At 32.5% G+C, this 16,544-nt stretch carries 15 protein-coding genes; 2 read left to right on the top strand and 13 right to left on the bottom strand.

Annotated elements, in window-relative coordinates:
* Positions 1-66: 66 nt before the first annotated feature.
* Positions 67-1,188, bottom strand: a complete 1,122-nt coding sequence (locus ACNQF8_RS11700) for a hypothetical protein (RefSeq protein ID WP_417953607.1) — start codon at positions 1,186-1,188, stop codon at positions 67-69.
* Positions 1,189-1,350: 162 nt separating this feature from the next.
* Positions 1,351-1,857, bottom strand: a complete 507-nt coding sequence (locus tag ACNQF8_RS11695) for a DUF2911 domain-containing protein (RefSeq protein ID WP_417952438.1) — start codon at positions 1,855-1,857, stop codon at positions 1,351-1,353.
* Positions 1,858-2,040: 183 nt separating this feature from the next.
* On the opposite strand from ACNQF8_RS11695, the gene ACNQF8_RS11690 reads away from it, so the two are divergent.
* Positions 2,041-3,957: a DUF294 nucleotidyltransferase-like domain-containing protein gene (locus tag ACNQF8_RS11690; protein WP_417952437.1), complete on the top strand. Its 1,917-nt coding sequence runs from the start codon at positions 2,041-2,043 to the stop codon at positions 3,955-3,957.
* 2 nt (positions 3,958-3,959) lie between these two features.
* Positions 3,960-4,556, top strand: coding sequence for a 3'-5' exonuclease (locus ACNQF8_RS11685; RefSeq protein WP_315209833.1), 597 nt, complete (start codon positions 3,960-3,962; stop codon positions 4,554-4,556).
* A gap of 8 nt (positions 4,557-4,564) precedes the next feature.
* On the opposite strand, the gene ACNQF8_RS11680 is transcribed toward ACNQF8_RS11685, so the two are convergent.
* The 11 genes from ACNQF8_RS11680 to ilvB all read right to left on the bottom strand — a co-directional run bounded on the left by ACNQF8_RS11680 (position 4,565) and on the right by ilvB (position 16,483).
* On the bottom strand, positions 4,565-5,056 hold the full coding sequence (locus ACNQF8_RS11680) for a 4'-phosphopantetheinyl transferase family protein (RefSeq protein ID WP_417953606.1): 492 nt from the start codon (positions 5,054-5,056) through the stop codon (positions 4,565-4,567).
* A 15-nt stretch (positions 5,057-5,071) separates the two neighbouring features.
* Positions 5,072-5,332: an acyl carrier protein gene (locus ACNQF8_RS11675; protein WP_417952435.1), complete on the bottom strand. Its 261-nt coding sequence runs from the start codon at positions 5,330-5,332 to the stop codon at positions 5,072-5,074.
* 54 nt (positions 5,333-5,386) lie between these two features.
* On the bottom strand, positions 5,387-6,658 hold the full coding sequence (locus ACNQF8_RS11670; protein ID WP_417952434.1) for a beta-ketoacyl-[acyl-carrier-protein] synthase family protein: 1,272 nt from the start codon (positions 6,656-6,658) through the stop codon (positions 5,387-5,389).
* A gap of 39 nt (positions 6,659-6,697) precedes the next feature.
* Positions 6,698-7,144, bottom strand: coding sequence for a 3-hydroxyacyl-ACP dehydratase FabZ family protein (locus ACNQF8_RS11665; RefSeq protein ID WP_417952433.1), 447 nt, complete (start codon positions 7,142-7,144; stop codon positions 6,698-6,700).
* Positions 7,145-7,159: 15 nt separating this feature from the next.
* Positions 7,160-8,212 carry a type III polyketide synthase gene (locus ACNQF8_RS11660; protein WP_417952566.1) on the bottom strand — a complete coding sequence of 351 codons (1,053 nt, stop codon included), beginning with the start codon at positions 8,210-8,212 and terminating at the stop codon, positions 7,160-7,162.
* Positions 8,209-8,919: a methyltransferase domain-containing protein gene (locus ACNQF8_RS11655; protein WP_417952432.1), complete on the bottom strand. Its 711-nt coding sequence runs from the start codon at positions 8,917-8,919 to the stop codon at positions 8,209-8,211. The genes ACNQF8_RS11660 and ACNQF8_RS11655 overlap by 4 nt, the downstream gene beginning before the upstream one ends.
* Entirely contained in the window at positions 8,920-10,050 is a 1,131-nt protein-coding gene (locus ACNQF8_RS11650) for an NAD(P)/FAD-dependent oxidoreductase (RefSeq protein WP_417952431.1), read from the bottom strand. It abuts the gene before it with no gap.
* A 146-nt stretch (positions 10,051-10,196) separates the two neighbouring features.
* Positions 10,197-12,104, bottom strand: a complete 1,908-nt coding sequence (gene acs, locus ACNQF8_RS11645; RefSeq protein WP_417953605.1) for an acetate--CoA ligase — start codon at positions 12,102-12,104, stop codon at positions 10,197-10,199.
* Positions 12,105-12,634: 530 nt separating this feature from the next.
* Entirely contained in the window at positions 12,635-14,104 is a 1,470-nt protein-coding gene (ilvC, locus tag ACNQF8_RS11640) for a ketol-acid reductoisomerase (protein WP_417952429.1), read from the bottom strand.
* A 65-nt stretch (positions 14,105-14,169) separates the two neighbouring features.
* A complete protein-coding gene (gene ilvN, locus ACNQF8_RS11635; protein WP_315209807.1) occupies positions 14,170-14,694 on the bottom strand; it encodes an acetolactate synthase small subunit in 525 nt (174 codons plus the stop codon).
* Between the two features lie 94 nt (positions 14,695-14,788).
* Positions 14,789-16,483, bottom strand: a complete 1,695-nt coding sequence (gene ilvB, locus ACNQF8_RS11630; protein WP_417953604.1) for a biosynthetic-type acetolactate synthase large subunit — start codon at positions 16,481-16,483, stop codon at positions 14,789-14,791.
* Between the last annotated feature and the right edge of the window lie 61 nt (positions 16,484-16,544).

The following is a 16,544-nucleotide window of genomic DNA, read 5'->3' as shown; positions in this document are numbered from 1 at the left end:
TTTTTAGTGGGTTAAATGGTAGAATTATTAATCCAATTATTGGACAATAATAAAAGCGATTTTGTATCATATTCCGAGGTTTTTTAAAAAGTTACTTGAACGGTCATTTTGCAGAATTTCTGCTTTAATATTTTTATCTCTGTTTTTTAAATCATCAATTAATTTTTTTGCTTTTGATTTTGTTCTTGATTTTGCTACAGGGCAATCAATAGAATAAGTGAATCCTAAAAGCTTTTCTTCGTCAAATCCGAGTTTGATTAAATTTTCTTGATAAAACTGTACCATTATATCCATAGGACTTAGTTCTTTATCTACGTTAGACTTTTGTTTTGGTTCTATATAGTGTTTTAAGCCACTTTGCGCAATTGCTTTTAAATCTTTGGGGTTGGAACTTAACAAATCAAAAAGGGTTTTAAAATCAGCTTTAAAGCCTTTATTTATTAAATATTCTTTGTGTTTATGCGCTTTAATGGTAAATTCATAACGAACCAAATTGTCTACAATAGACGCTTTCATAGGTTCTAAGTATGCTTTATAGAATACTATTGATTTAGACAGCAATTCAAATCCTTTGTGGTAGATTTTACAGTATGGAGCGGTATTGCTTGCTTTTTCACGTTTGTTAAAATCCATTCCTAAGTTGAATGTGTTTTTTTGCGTGTTAGATTGTGAAATGTGATGAATAAGGGGAAGCTTTCCAGAATTTGGATTTTGAAGTATAAAACTGAATGCAGTTTTTAAGCTTTTTAAGTCAATTAATTGATTAATACAGATGTCAATATCTGAAACTAAACCCTGTAAAAAATCTTTTTTGGAAATTTTCAGTACACCAAAGTCATTTATATCGTCAACAATAGAAGCGTAATTTTTATATGTGATGCCCTCGAAATAATTTTGCTTGAGCATTTTGGCAGAAATTTGGAAAACTACATATTCATGAGCCATCTTTTTTGCATCTATAAATGCTTTTATATAAATACGGTAAGTTATACCGTTTACGATTTTTACAAAAGGTTCGGCTTTTCTGAATGAATCGCCTAAATATTCGTTTACTATTCCTTCATTGTCTAATTCCTGTATGCTTGGATAATAAGCGATATAATCAGTTATTAATCGTTGGTCTAGTATCTGAACTTTGTCAAGCTTGACCCGTATTTTTAGCGAATCTATTAAGCCAGTGTTAAACATATAATAATTATTAATGTTAAACAATTGACTGCCAGTGTTATAAAATATAGTAATGCACTATAATTTATATTATGTAAAATAGACTTTGTAAAAACCAATACATTTACCATAAAAAAACAGCATCTGTAGATGCTGTTTAAAAAATTATAAAAATCTATTTACTTACTTTACTGAAAATGGTATCGTCCAATTATCCCAATTCAACGAAACCGTATTTTTTTCGATAACGTAAACTAACTTTTCAGCTTTTGCTTTAGCAACTTTTTGCTTAACCGTAACTCTTAATTGATCTTCTTTTTCTTTGTATTTATAAGCGCCCCATTGTTTAGCTTCTTTATTGAAAATGATTACACATTCTTTTTCATTTGGAATAACAAAAAAAGAATATTTACCAGCTGGTAATTTTGAACCTTCAATAGTTACTTCTTTATCAGTTTCAAAAGTAGTTGCGTCATTCGCTCCGGCACGCCAAACTTGATTAAATGGCACTAATTTTCCCCAAATCTCTCTGCCTTTTACCGAAGGACTTCCATAATTAATGGTGATTGTAGCTCCATTAATTTTCCCGGTTACAACTTCCTTTGTTGATATGGGTTTGTCCTGCGCATTAATAAAATTTACAATCAATAATGCGATAAAAGAAAAATGTATTTTTCTAAGTAATTTCATAATTTAAATGTATTAGTTAAGCTATAAAAGTAAAAAAAGTTGCTATAATTCATCATATTGCCCTTTTAATTTATGAAAAAATTAAGTAATGTATAATTTAACTGTTTTGCCTCTTTATTGGTAGTGTTATAATTTTTAAATTTGTTATTTTTACAGAAATATAGATTATTTATTTGCCAAACTATGAATACAATTGCTGAGCACATTGCTGATTTTTTAAAGGAATATCCACCATTTAATCACTTGACATTTGAAGAGCTATCTGAAATTGCAATCAGCATTCGCGTTGTAAATTTGGAAAAACATAAAACATTATTCCAAATTAATGATGTATTGCACGACAGTTTTTATGTAGTTGCTTCAGGTACTATTAATTTATCTGTGATTTCAGATGCCGAAGAAACTTTATTGAATAAGTGTCATGAAGGTGATATTTTTGGGCTACGTCCCTTTTTTGCTAAGAATAATTACATGATGACCGCCAAAGCTAGAGAAGAAAGTATTGTTTATGCTATACCAATCGCTACTTTCCGTCCTTTTGTAGTCAATAATTCAGAAGTTCTAAACTTTTTGCTGGAGAGTTTTGCAACAAATACACGAAATCCAAATGACAAAGAAAATCTAAAAGGCAAACTCATATCTGACAATGTTTTCTATTCTGACCAACAATCAGAAATGCAATATTTTCAATCTTTATCCTATAATATTTCACCATTAAAAGCATCAATTACTGCAATTGTACAAGAAGTTGCTCAGTTAATGACAGAAACATTAAAAAACAACATTATCATTTGTGACAATAATTTCCCTATCGGAATTGTGACAGACAGTGATATGCGTTCCAAAATTGCAACTGGCCGATTTCCTGTAACCGTTTCTGTAGATAAAATCATGTCATCCCCAGTAATTACTGTTGTCGAGAATGTTTCCTTGGCCGAAGCTCAATTACTGATGTTGAAACACAATGTAACTCATTTATGTGTAACGCTAGACGGGACTGATAAATCTGATGTGAAAGGAATCATTTCCGAACATGATTTAATAGCTGCCCAAGCGAATAATCCTGGTGTTTTAATTAAAGAGATTAAGCGATCACAAAACCCTAAAGAATTAAAACAAATACGAGAGCGTTTAACAGATTTGGTTCAAACTTCTATTTCTAAAAACATACCGCTTTCTCACGTTTTTAATATTGCCAGCGAAATTAATTTAGCAATAATTAAACGTTCTGTAGAATTATCTATTTTAGATTTAGGCTCACCTCCTGCCCGTTTTGCATGGTTAAGTATTGGAAGTCAAGGAAGAAAAGAACAGTTACTGTTGACGGATCAGGACAGCATTTTAATTTTTGAAGATGTTGCTGCTGAAAAATATCGTGAAGTAAAAGATTATTTCCTTAAACTTGGAAAAAAGACAACTGCAACACTAGAAAAAATAGGTTATGAATTGTGTCCAAATGGGCATATGGGAAGCAACATGCTTTGGTGTAAATCACTGACTGATTGGACTAAACAATATGATAGCTGGATGAATACTCCAGGTGAAAATAGTAATGATTTAAGCAGTATTTTCTTTGATTACGAAATCACTTTTGGAGAACAAAGAATTGAAGATGCCATTGGAAATGTTGTTTTTAAAAATGCGAAAAACAATACTCTGTTTTTTGACTTCTTAGGGAATGATGCATTAAGAAAAAATTCACCACTGACTTTTTTCAAAAATTTTAATGTTGAAGAAGAAGGTCCAAACAAAGATAAATTTGATATAAAAACACGTGCACTAATGCCATTGATTGATGGTGCCCGTTTATTTACCTTAAATTTTGACATACGAGGAATCAATAACACCTTTCAGCGATTCAAGCAGTTAGCAATTGCTGATCCTAAACATGCTGAAATTTATCTTAATTGCGCTGAAGCCTTTTTGGTCTTATCAAAATTAAGAACATTGGAGGGTTTGAAAAATGATAGTTCAGGCCAATTTATAAATTTGAATGAATTATCAAAAATTGATAAAGAAAAATTAAAAAATGCTTTAGCTCCTATGAGAGAATTGGAAGAATTAATAAAAAATAAATTTCAACTTACTCAATTTTCATAATTATGTTAGACTGGTTAAAAAATATTAATAAAGAATATCCAGAATTTTGGAAAACTTATCTTTCTAAATTTGATAAGAAATCAACACGTTTTGTTGTTTTATCAACAGAAACTTCGGGCTTAAATCCAGACAAAGATGTTATTTTATCAATTGGTTCTTTTTCAGTAATCGACAATAGCATTGTTATTGGTGATAGTTTTGAAGCAGTTTTGTTACAATACAAATTTTTTCATGACAATGGTCTTTCAAATGAATTTTTGGTAGAGAGTAAAATGAAAAAACTAGGAGAATCAGAAGCTATAAAATTGTTGATTGAATTTATCCAAAATTCGGTTTTAGTAGGCCATCATATTGATTTTGATGTAGAAATGATTAATGCAGCATTAGAAAGACTAGACTGTGGAAGATTGAAAAACGAAGCTTTGGATGTTGATATTATGCACAGAAAACTGCATGATATTAATGATAAACAATTCTCTCTTGATGAACTTTGTACCGTATATAATATTCCTAAAAGTGACCGGAATTCATCTGCTGAAGATGCTTACAAAACAGCTTTGTTGTTTTTGAAATTAAAATCTAGACTGGGGATAAAGTAATCTTTGTTTTAGTCTATCAGACTAATTCCTTCCCAAAATCGTCCGTGATGACTTATAGAAACTGGTTGAATCAACTTAGTTTGCTCATCAATTATAAAAGGAATTCCATTTTTTTTTAAAATTTCAACAGCCGGATTAATGCTTTTAATCTTTTTAAAATATTCTTTTTCGACAACAGCAATCGTGTAAATTGAATCGTTTTCGATTTTGCTTTGGGTGAAATAGATTTTCCTTTTTATCGAAACTGAACCTGAATTTTCATTTTCATAAAAACATTCTAATTGTAAAGGGAAAAAACCGCGAATTCCTGTTTCCCGATTGTAGATTTTATAAGCCGCCTCTTTTCTGGACCATAAATTCCAAACCATGATTTCTGGGTTCGCATCATTCAAAATAATTTGTTGCTCGTTTTTAGTAAATATTTTATCTAAAAATCGGTTTCGTTGCCAGTTGCTTTCTTTTTTGGCTAAAGCCAAATCTACTATGTCGTTTCCAATCATTTTTTTACTGCTAATTCACGAATTTTTTTCTGATAATTTATTCTCAATAATTTCCATTGCTGCTTTTACATTAACCATGCGTTCCATAGCCTCATTATCAATTACAATGTCATATTTCTCTTCGATATCTAAAATAACATCTACTAAATTAGCAGAATTGATTTTCAAATCATTTATAAAATCAGTGTTTTCTGTAAGCCCATCAAAAGCTTCTTGATTTTGAATATACGGCTTTACTATGTTCTTTAATTCTTCAATTGTTTGTTCTTTATTCATAATTTTTTACTTTTTGTTACTGTTTTCAGTTCGAGATTAGCTGTAAATTTGTGATTAAATGTATTTCTTAAAAATTACGCATCCATTGACATCTCCAAAACCAAAACTGGCCTTTGCAATTATATTTAATTCCTTTTCAATCAGTTGTTGTGGTATTCTTGATTCATCAATTATTGCTGTAATTTCAGAATGTAAATCGGTACAATTGATGTTCGGAAAAACAAATCCTTGATGCAATTGCACTACCGAAGCCACACTTTCTATACTTCCCGCTCCAGACAAACAATGACCTACCATTGATTTCAAAGAGTTTATGTATGGAAAATCTTTTCCTTTCCTGCCCAAAGCTTCACTCCAATTCTGAATTTCTAAACTGTCTTTGGAAGTGGCTGTCAAATGTCCGTTGATTGCATTAATTTCATTGGCTGAAATTCCAGCATTTGCCAAAGCATTTTGAATGCATTTCTGTACAGCAATAGGATTTGGAGCAGTCATAGTTCCTAAACCTCGTTGCCCGCCAGAATTTAAATTCCCTCCCAAAACTTCAGCATAAATTGTAGCACCTCTATTCAATGCGCTTTCTAAATCTTCTAAAACTAAAGCTCCTGCTCCACTTCCGGGAACAAATCCTGAAGCACTGGCAGACATTGGCCTTGAGCCTTGCTCTGGATTTTCATTATGTTTAAAAGTACAGACTTTCATCGCATCAAATCCACCCCAAATATATGGTCCGGAATCGCTTGTACTTCCTGCTAAAATGCGTTTAGCCTGACCTGATTTTATACGCTCATACGCCATCAAAATACTTTCGGTTCCAGTTGTACAAGCCGACGAATTAGTGGAGACTTGATTTCCTAGTCCTAATTTCCCTCCCAGATAAGCACTCACGCCACTATTCATGGTTTGAGCTACGGCGGTACTGCCTAGTCTACGCGTTTGAAAATCATCAATTTTGTAAATACTTTCGCGAAATTTATCAATTCCTGATGTTCCTGTGCCAAAAATAGTTCCGCAGTCCCAATCCGGTTCTTCTTTTATTTCCAAAGATAATCCTGCATCTTTCCAAGCGTCTATTCCGGCAATTACTCCATATAAAATCCCCGTAGAATTGAAGTTACGCAACTCTAGTTCCGAGAAATAGTGCAATGCCAGTTCAGTAGAAATGGCTGGTTTTCCAGCTATTTGACATGAAAACTGCAATCGTTCCAACTCAGCGTCGTGCTTAATTCCTGAAATTCCGTTTTTGATGGCATGTGTAAACGCATCAAGTCCTACTCCATTTGGAGCAACAACACCAAGACCCGTTATAACTACTCTTTTTTCCATACAAAAGATTAATTTTAAACCATTAAGGCATTAAGAATATTAAGTTATTTCACTCCTTGAAACTATCATTCCTGCAATTGTTCCTGTACAAACCTCTTCTCTTTTTTCGTTTTTCATGATTACTTTACATTTTAATTTCCCGAATCTAAAGTATACTTTTTTTGAAATTACGGTTACTTTTTCATTAGGAAAAACAGGTTTTAAAAACTCTATTTCTGTTGATGTTAAAGCGATTGAAGTGTTTTTATTAAATGAATCATCCAATAAAAAAATTCCTAAACAAACCAAACCAATTTGCGCCATAACTTCCGTTAAAATAACTCCTGGAGTTAAGGGATTATCTTTAAAATGTCCTTTATAAAAATCAAGATTTTCATCAAAAGTATAGGTTCCTTCTACTCCATTTTCATTAATTGCAATTAATTCGTCTACAAATAGAAAGGGTTTAGAATATGGTAAGTTTGCTATAATTTCTTGACCTGTCATTGTTGATAAATTGATTTAAAACTGCAATAAAACGCGTTGCGCTGAAAAACCTGGGCCAAAACTCAACATTAAACCCTTTTCTCCTTTTTTAGGCTGATTTTCCATTATTCGCTCTAAAACATATAAAACTGTTGCGCTTGACATATTTCCATACAAACGCAAAACTTCTTTAGTATCGTCTATATTTTTACCTAAACTAGAAAACAAACTTTCAACAGTTTGGACAATTTTCTTTCCTCCTGGATGAAAAATCAAATGATCAATATCTTCTATTTTTAAATTGTTTTTTTCTAAAAATGGATGAATAATATCTGGAAAATGAGAAGCAATCGTTTCTGGAACTTCAATGTCCAATACCATTTGCAAACCAGAATTGGTGAGTTTAAAACCCATCATGTGGATATTATCATAGAAATGATACATCTCCTCTGATACAATTTCCGGTCCCTCATCATCTTCATGGGAAGAAAGTAAAACACAAGCTGCTCCATCGCCAAAAATTGCAGCACTTACTATATTTGCCATAGAGAAATCATTTAATTGAAAGGTTGCCGTTGGGCTTTCAACTGCAATTACAGCAGCACGTTTTCCGGGATTAGCCTGCAAAAAGTTTTTAGCATAAATTATCCCCGAAATTCCGGCGGCACAACCCATTTCAGTAACGGGAAGCCGAACGATATCCTGACGCAATTTTAACTTATTAATAAGATAAGCATCCAATGACGGAATCATAATTCCAGTACAACTTACTGTGATGATGTAATCTAAATCTTCAGGTTTCCAACTGGCTTTTTCTAACGCTTTTTCCAATACTTTTTCGCCTAAATCAATCACTTCACGAACATAAATATCGTTTCTTTCCTCAAATGAAGTTTTGGTAAACACTTCAATTGGATCCATAATGGAATACCGTTTATCAACTGCTGCACCTTCAAAAATTTTCTTTACTTTTCTAATGAAACGCTTGTCTTGTCCAACGAGCCAAGCATCCAAAAAAGGAATAATTTCATCTGTATTTCTTGAATATTTAGGTAACTGTTTGGTTACGGTTTTGATTTTTACACTCATATTTTTGAAATTATCCATTGGTAACGAAAAGCCCATTTCCAATGAATTTTATAGTTTTTAAAATTTAATTTTTTAGAAAATTCGATTAACCCTTCTTTTTTAAAACCTCTTAAAATTGAAGTCAATCCATCTTCTCGAGACATATCATTCAATTGAAACACAAAACATAAAGCTTGAAATAAACGATAAGCAACCGCACTTCGATGCAAATCATTTATTACAATTCCTATTGCTGCATTATTATAAAAAACTTTCAATAATTGTACAATCTCATCGTCTTTGAAATGATGTAATGTCAAAGTACATAAAACAATATCATACTTTAAATCATTAAATGATTCATTAAAAATATCTTCACAGCGATAACTAATATTAGCGTATTTATCGGATAATTTTCGTGCATGCGAAATTGTAAAATTGTTTGCATCGATGCCTATTAACTGGAATTTTAGATCGTTTTTAAGTCCAAAATCAGCTAAAGTCCGCAACATATCGCCATTGCCACAGCCGACGTCCACAATTACAATTTCTTTTGATTTGGAATCCTGAATCAATTCTTGTACTCCTTTTAAAGTTAACTGATTTCCTCCTAAAAGCTGATTGATTTTAGCTATTTTATCCAATGCATCACGTAAAATCTCACCTTCCATGGCAAAATCGTCCATGATTTCCGGTTTATCAGTTCTATATTTGGTGTTTAGTGTCATTTAGGAGTTTAGAATGATTGGTTTTCCGTGAGTTTTCTGAATGATAATTGGCAATAAAAAAGGAAATATAATTAATAAACGCATCAATACAGCTGAAAGTTTTTGCTTTTGCAAAATACTGGATAAAAAGCGGCCGGTTTTAAGTCTTTTTTTGAAATTTAGATTCCATTCGTGAATGAATTTTTCTTCCAGTTCATTTCTGGATTTGATTTCTTTGGTATAATATTTTTGCACTAATTCTGAAACAATTTTTGCACTATGAATTGCCATTGCCATTCCGTTACCGCACAAAGGATGAATTAATCCTGCGGTATCGCCAATCATTAGAATATGATTTTCAACTGCTTGTTTTTTTTCGAAAGATATTTGGCTTATTGTTAAGGGTTTTTCAAAAAGCAATTTACTTTCTTCGAAAATTACTCTTAAATGAGGGTTTACAGAAACTACACTTTTTTGATATTCCTCTATATTTTTATACTGCTTAAAAGTTTTGTAATCAGCTAAATAACAGACGTTAATCATATTATTTTCTACTTTAGAAACACCACAATATCCGCCTTTGAAATTATGCAGTCCAACTACATCAATTGGGAAATCGCCAGAATAATGTGCTTTTACAGCTAACCAATATGATTTTTTAGTTATAAAATCCCTATTCAATTTTTGGTCTACATTAGAACGTTTGCCAAAAGCGCCAATAACTATTTCAGACTTTAAAATATTTTTATTAGCGGTCGTAACTGTAAATTGATTGTTGTCAAAGGCTATGTTTTCAACATTGTCTTGCAAAATTTTGCAGCCGTTTTCAAGTGCTTTTTTATATAAATATTCGTCTAAAGTAAAACGACTAATACCAAAACCACCAAGAGGCAGAACACTTTTAATTGTTTTTCCGTTTGCTGTCGAAAACTCAAGATTTGTGATATTTGTAGGTTTTAAATCGGCTATGTTTAAATCTAACCAATTGAGGTATGGTAAAACTTCATTAGATATATATTCGCCGCAAACTTTATGTTTAGGATAACTATTTTTTTCGATTACCTTAACCTGAAGTCCAATTTTAGATAAATGTATAGCCGAAGTCAATCCCGCTAAACCACCACCGATAATTATAACTTCTTTATCTTTCATAGGTAGTAAATTTATGGATTTGTTTGATAAAGAAACTATACTATTACAAATAAAACTTACATAATTATTTGATTAGGTATAAACTCTGATTTTATATTTTCCATTCAAAAAAAAAACCGTTTTGTTACAAACGGCTTTTAATTAATTTATAGTTTTCCTTCTTTTATTTCCTCTACAATCTCAGGATTTAAAAGAGTTGATATATCTCCAAAGTTAGAATAATCCCCTTCCGCAATCTTTCGAAGAATTCGTCTCATAATTTTTCCAGAACGGGTTTTTGGTAAACCAGAAACAAACTGAATTTTATCTAACTTAGCAATTGGTCCAATATGGTCTGATATGTGTTGATTAATTTCATTCGCCAGATTTTCTTTATTTCTCGTTTCTCCAGTTTCTTTAAGTATAACAAATCCATACAAAGCATTTCCTTTGATGTCATGCGGGAAACCTACAATAGCAGATTCAGCAACAGCTGGATGTTCATTGATGGCATCTTCTATTGGTGCTGTTCCCAGATTATGACCTGAAACAATTACCACATCATCCACACGACCAGTAATTCTATAATACCCTACTTCATCACGCAAAGCTCCGTCTCCAGTGAAATATTTACCAGGAAAAGCAGAGAAATACGTGTCTTTATAGCGCTGGTGATCGCCCCAAATGGTTCTGGCAATTCCTGGCCAAGGAAATTTAATACATAAACTACCAACTACTTGATTTCCTTCTATTTCATTGCGTTTTTCATCCATTAATACCGGTTGGATTCCTGGTAACGGTAAAGTTGCATACGTAGGTTTTGTTGGTGTAACAAATGCCAAAGGCGAAATCATGATACCGCCAGTTTCTGTTTGCCACCACGTATCTACAACAGGGCATCTTTTATCACCTACGTGGTCATTGTACCAGTGCCAAGCTTCTTCATTGATTGGTTCACCTACAGATCCAATTACTTTAAGTGACTTCAATGGATATTTTTGTACAAATTCTATATTTTCTTTTGCCAAAGCACGAATAGCAGTTGGAGCAGTATAAAACTGTGTAACTTTATGTTTCTCAATAACTTCCCAAAAACGACTAAAGTCAGGATAAGAAGGAACTCCTTCAAAAATTACTGTTGTCGCTCCGTTCAATAAAGGCCCGTAAAGGATATACGAATGTCCTGTAATCCAACCAATATCAGCAGTACACCAAAAAACATCATTCTCTTCATAATTGAAAACGTTCTTAAACGTATACGCGGTATACACCATATAACCCGCTGTAGTATGCACCATTCCTTTTGGTTTTCCAGTTGATCCTGAAGTGTATAGTATAAATAATGGATCCTCGGCATCCATAATTTCGGCAACATTATTGTCTGATGCTTGATCTAACAGAGGCTGCAACCATTGGTCACGACCTTCTTTCATAGTAATATCGGAATGAATTCTTTTGGCTACTAAAACTTTTTCGACACAATTACATTTTTCCAATGCTTCATCAACGATTTCTTTTAAATCAATGGTTTTGTTACCACGAAAACCTCCATCAGATGTGATTACCATTTTACACTCACTGTCGTTAATACGAGTCGCTACTGCTGTAGATGAAAATCCTGCAAAAATAACGGAATGTATGGCTCCAATTCTGGCACAAGCCAATACTGAAACTGCTAATTCAGGAATCATTGGCAAATAAATACAAACTCTATCTCCTTTTTTTATTCCTTGCTCACGCAATACATTTGCCATTTTGCAAACACGTTGGTGCAATTCATTATAAGTAATATGTAGTGCAGTTTCTGTTGGATCATTTGGTTCAAAAATAATGGCTGTTTTTTCTCCTCTTTTAGCAAGGTGCCTGTCAATACAATTTTTGACAATATTGACTTTTGCTTCAGTAAACCATTTGATATCGGCATCAGCCATATTAAACTCAACAACTTTATCCCATTGTTGGTACCAAGTGAAATTTTCTTCTGCTATTTTACCCCAAAATTTTCTAGGTTCACGAACTGATTTATTGTAATGTTTAAAATATTGTTCTAGATTTTCAATTTTGTAGTAGCTCATGTTATAATTTTTTATAAAAGTATTAAATCTCTCGCTATTCTTAAAATTATTTAAATCATAAATACTTGCTAAAAAAAATAGATTCTCAAATAAAAAAGCACTTTTAATCCTAATTTGTTTAATTTTTGCTGTTTTTGCTAAAATAAGTAAAACACAAAAAGGCGAGATGGATTTAAATCCACCTCACCTTATGTATCAACAAAATTTAACAACAATTAATTTAGTACTAAAAACGATGATTTTTTGAACAATAATCAACCAAAACTATTTAGTTCCAATCAAGGAATTCTACTACTAATTTTTTAGCATGATTTATTAGAAAATAAACATGATATTTCTACTAATTCCCATTTTTTTTTTAATAGGGACTACTTCACTTAACTTTAAGCTCGTTTAAAGTTAAGTGAATGTATAAGCATCCATATCCATTTATTTTTTATTAATAAGTTTTAACTAATTCAAAATATTATGAAATCAAATGATATAGTGCTAATCCCAACACACCCTCTTGTGTGGTAATTCCTATTTTATTATCCTATTTTTTTCATGGCAGTCATCGATTCTCTCAACCATTCTCCTACTTCCTCAATTGGATGCTGACGAATGCTTTTGTTTACAGCAATAAGAACTGCATTATCTACTCCATTTGAAGTTGAAAAAGATTTTCCAATCACATTAGTATCTACCGTTTTCATAAAATCTGTTAATAACGGTTTACAAGCATGGTCAAATAAATAACAACCATATTCTGCTGTATCCGAAATGATTCTGTTCATTTCATATAATTTTTTTCTTGCAACAGTATTTGCAATCAAAGGCAATTCGTGTAAAGACTCATAATAAGCTGATTCTTCAATAATTCCTGTTTGAGTCATTGTTTCAAAAGCTAATTCTACACCTGCTTTTACCATTGCAATCATCAAAACACCATTATCAAAATATTCTTGCTCTGAAATATGTGCTGCTGTTGGAGCTGTTTTTTCGAAATTAGTTTCTGCAGTTGCAGCTCTCCAAGTCAATAAATTAATATCATCATTAGCCCAGTCAATCATCATATTTCTTGAAAATTCACCAGAAATAATATCATCCATATGTTTTTGAAACAACGGACGCATGATGTCTTTTAATTCATCTGCTAATTCATACGCTTCAATTTTTGCAGGATTTGATAAGCGATCCATCATGTTTGTAATTCCACCATGTTTCAAAGCTTCAGTTATAGTTTCCCAACCATACTGAATTAATTTTGAAGCATAAGCCGGCTCGATTCCTTTTTCAACCATTTTATCAAAACATAAAATAGAACCTGTTTGTAACATTCCACAAAGAATGGTTTGTTCTCCCATTAAATCCGATTTTACTTCGGCAACAAATGAAGAGTTCAATACTCCTGCTTTGTGACCACCAGTAGCAACAGCATACGCTTTTGCTTGTTCAAAACCTTCTCCGTTTGGATTATTTTCTGGGTGAACTGCAATTAAAGTTGGCACACCAAAACCTCTTTTATATTCTTCACGTACTTCAGATCCTGGACATTTTGGCGCACACATAATTACAGTGATGTCTTTACGAATTTGCATTCCTTCCTCGACAATATTAAAACCGTGAGAATAAGCCAAAGTTGATCCGTTTTTCATCAAAGGCATGATTGCGGTAACTACAGCAGTATGTTGCTTATCTGGCGTAAGGTTACAAACCAAATCAGCTGTTGGGATTAATTCTTCATACGTTCCCACTTTGAATCCATTATCAGAAGCATTTTTAAACGAAGCTCTTTGCTCTGAAATTGCATCTGCGCGCAATGCATAAGAAATATCCAATCCAGAATCTCTCATGTTCAAACCTTGGTTCAAACCTTGTGCTCCACATCCTACAATGACTACTTTTTTTCCTTCTAAAGCTTTTATTCCATTTACAAATTCAGATTGATCCATGAATTCGCAAACGCCTAACTGTTCTAATTGTAATCTAAGTGGTAATGAATTGAAATAATTTGCCATTTTTTATTATTTAATGATTGTGAAATTTAATAATTGATAGATTTACTAATTAAAACTTAAACAAATTACTGTTTAAGTTCTTCCAACAGTGTTGAAATTTCCATTTTTTCTTTGGAAACTGATATTCTTCCGGAACGTACAAATTGCATGATACCAAAAGGTTTTAATTTTTCATACAACGATTCTATTTCAGCACGTTGTCCTGATTTTGAAATCACAAAAAAGTCTCTTGAAACTGTAACTATTTCAGAGTGGCTTTCTTTAATTATATTCTGAATTTGTTTTTCATCAAAAAGCAAGCTCGACTCAATTTTGAATAATGCATTTTCCAAGAAAATAGTTTCTTCATCAATATGATAAAATGCTTTTATGACTTCGATTTGTTTTTCGATTTGTCCCACTATATTTTGTACCCATTTTTCGGTTGTATTAACTACAATGATGAATCTGGAAACATTTTCAATTTCAGATTCGGATACATTTAAACTCAAAATATTGATATGGCGTTTCAAGAATATTCCAGATATTCTGTTTAATAAGCCAACGTTGTTTTCTGAATAAACAGAAATGGTGAATGTTTTATTTTCCATTTTTTTATGTTTAAAGTTTTATCGTTTAAAGTTTAAAGTTGCGCAACATTATTTTCGGGTTCCAACAACTTTAAACCTTAAACTTTAAACTATTTTAGGACAAACGAATGTCCGAAACCGATGCTCCTGTAGGAATCATTGGGAATACGTTATTTTCTTTTTCTACCATAACTTCAAGAAAATAAGATTCTTTTGAAGCCATCATTTCGGCAACGGCAGCATCAAGATCTTCTCTTTTAGTTACTTTTTTCGCTTTGATATAATAGCCTTCAGCAATGGCTATAAAATTAGGATTGATCATTTCCGTAGAAGCGTATCTTTTGTCAAAAAACAATTGTTGCCACTGACGTACCATTCCTAAAAATTCATTGTTCAAGACCACAATTTTCACAGGAACTTTTGTCTGAAAAATAGTTCCTAATTCCTGAATAGTCATTTGAAAACCTCCATCACCAATTATGGCTACGACTTCACGATTTGGCATTCCCATTTTGGCTCCAATTGCAGCCGGTAAAGCAAATCCCATAGTTCCTAAACCACCTGATGTTACATTACTTTTTGTCGAATTGAATTTGGCATAACGACAAGCAAACATTTGGTGTTGTCCTACATCCGAAACCATAATGGCATCTCCTTTAGAATGTTTGTTAATCATTTCAATCGTTTCTCCCATAGAAATTCCTTCTCTCTTTGGTTTTAACTCGTCATTGATTACCGCTTCTAATTCTATTTCATATTTCTCTTTGAATTCATTGTGCCAAGCTTCATGAGAGTTACTTTCAATTAAAGGAAGTAAAGCTGTTAAAGACTCTTTTAAGTCGGCCAAAACGGCTACAGTAGTTTTTACATTCTTATCTACTTCTGCAGGATCAATTTCAAGATGAATTACTTTGGCTTGTTTGGCGTAAGTGTCTAAATTTCCTGTAACACGATCGTCAAAACGCATTCCAAGGGCAATTAAAACATCACATTCATTAGTCAAAACATTAGGTCCATAATTTCCGTGCATTCCCACCATTCCAACATTTAATGGATGATCTGTTGGCATTGCCGAAAGTCCTAAAATAGTCCAAGCTGCCGGAATTCCTGATTTTTCAACCAAAGCTTTTAACTCAGCTTCCGCTTCACTAAGAATTACTCCTTGACCAAATATGATAAATGGCTTTTTAGCAGTATTAATTATTTCAGCTGCTTCCTTAACCTTGTCAATATTTAAAACTGGTTTCGGATTGTAACTTCTAATACTGGTACATTTTTTATAGCTGAACTCTATTTCATCAAATTGAGCATTTTTTGTAATATCAATTAAAACAGGACCTGGACGACCTGATTTGGCAATATAAAATGCTTTTGCCATGATTTCAGGAATTTCTGAAGCTTCGGTAATTTGATAATTCCATTTGGTTACCGGAGTCGAAATTCCAATAATATCTGTTTCTTGAAAAGCATCAGACCCTAGTAAATGCTTTCCTACTTGTCCTGTAATACAAACCATAGGAGTCGAATCGATTTGCGCATCAGCGATTCCTGTGACTAAATTTGTGGCTCCCGGCCCCGAAGTTGCAATCGCCACTCCCACTTTTCCTGTTGCTCTTGCAAAACCTTGTGCAGCATGCGTTGCCCCTTGTTCATGACGCACTAAAACATGCTGTAATTGATCTTGAAATTTATATAATTCGTCGTAAACTGGCATTATAGCTCCACCTGGATAGCCATAAACCAAATCTACTCCTTCTTCTAATAAGCATCTAATAACGGCTTCGGCGCCGGATATTTTATTTGTTCCCATGGGTACGTTTATTATTTTTTAGAATTAGAAACATCTATTTAAAATATCTTATTTCTATCTC

Origin of the sequence: Flavobacterium labens, assembly GCF_048286755.1 — a bacterium.
Lineage (GTDB): Bacteria > Bacteroidota > Bacteroidia > Flavobacteriales > Flavobacteriaceae > Flavobacterium.
Note: the sequence above shows the minus strand (reverse complement) of the source record. Positions and strands in the feature narration are given on the sequence as shown.